2 protein-coding genes are annotated in these 1,331 nt (G+C 51.8%); both read right to left on the reverse strand.

What is annotated here, in order from left to right; genetic code table 11:
* Positions 1-105: 105 nt before the first annotated feature.
* The gene (locus tag ACSZPU_RS25715; protein WP_499004439.1) at positions 106-534 is read right to left on the reverse strand and encodes a DUF3574 domain-containing protein; all 429 of its coding nucleotides are present in this window, start codon (positions 532-534) and stop codon (positions 106-108) included.
* Between the two features lie 78 nt (positions 535-612).
* On the reverse strand, positions 613-1,074 hold the full coding sequence (locus ACSZPU_RS25720) for a fimbrial protein (RefSeq protein WP_499004441.1): 462 nt from the start codon (positions 1,072-1,074) through the stop codon (positions 613-615).
* Between the last annotated feature and the right edge of the window lie 257 nt (positions 1,075-1,331).

Raw genomic sequence — 1,331 nt, forward strand, 5'->3', positions numbered from 1 at the left:
ACAGCTCAGCTAAGGTAAGGCTAATACAGCTAAGGACTCCACTGAACCCCACCGATTAAATCGCACCTTCCTTAAGAGGCGGGCTTATCACCCGCCGTTTTTCTATCAGAACTGCACGCAAACCGGCTGGTCAACACGCATCACAGATTCTTGCCCGAAACGGGTTTTGTACAGCGTACGTAGCGTTTCGATATTGCTTTCGCTTCCGGCATCTTTCCCGTGGATCAACATCAGCGCTTTGCTCGCTTCCTTAGCCACCTTGCCATCGTTCCCCAGCCACTGCCCGCGCGCATCAAACACCGTCAGGCCGTCACGAAAACGCGGCGTTACGTCCGTATCAACAAACTGCTGCCACTCCTGCGCGGTGATATCTTTCCCGGCCGGGCGACTTAAGCCGAAATAGAGCGTGGTTTGTTCCATCTGGTTGTCCGCTTTGCAGCTCTGTGCGGTTACAGCCTGTTTTGCCGGCTGTGCGACGCAGCCTGCCAGTAAACCCGCGAATACCAGTGCAGTGACCCCTGTCTTAATCTTCATTTCGCTATCCTCATTGTTATAAGCACAGAGATAAGAGCGTAAATACCGCGTTTAATCAAGTGACTGGATTATCTTTGTTTATTCATACGCCATCACAAATTCCGCCGCCGAGTTGGCCGTTCCCGCACTGATGGTGCCGGTACGCACATAGCGGGCTTTCATCGGAATGGTGTAGCTGCCGCCCGTGGCTTTTGCATAACCTGAAAATGCCGTTTTAGCGTTGAACGGCACGGCGGTGATGCCATCGTCATACAACACCTGTACGCCGACGCCGCTGGCCGTCGAACTGCTGTCGAGCGTCAGATACTGGTTATTGCCAGAGCCCTGAATCGTGATCCCCACTGCGGGTTTAAAGGTATAGCTCACCGAGGTCATCCCTGCAGCGCAGTCGTTGATTTGAAAGTTAAACGGTACCGGCTGGCTGGTACTGCCAACAGCGGGAAAATCATTGGCGGCGTGTGAGCCGAGTGGAACGGTAATATCCGGTGTCTTGCAGGATCTGACGATGAATGTGGTATTGCCGGAGAATTTCCATGTCACACCTTTCACTTGGCCGGATGAGCTATTTTCACTCATATAACCATAGGCGGCATCTTTCCCATAGAGAGTGGTTGTTCCTGGGGTGATTTGGGTGGCGGTAGCGTAATACTGCCCGTACAATGTCTGAAAATAGAATGGCTGAGGTTTAGAAGAATTATAGTTGACATAGTAAAAACTCGGGCTGTTAGGGAAGGTGCGATTTAATCGGTGGGGTTCAGTGGAGTCCTTAGCTGTATTAGCCTTACCTTAGCTGAGCT

It is taken from the genome of Phytobacter sp. V69 (assembly GCF_965644215.1).
Classification (GTDB): domain Bacteria; phylum Pseudomonadota; class Gammaproteobacteria; order Enterobacterales; family Enterobacteriaceae; genus Phytobacter.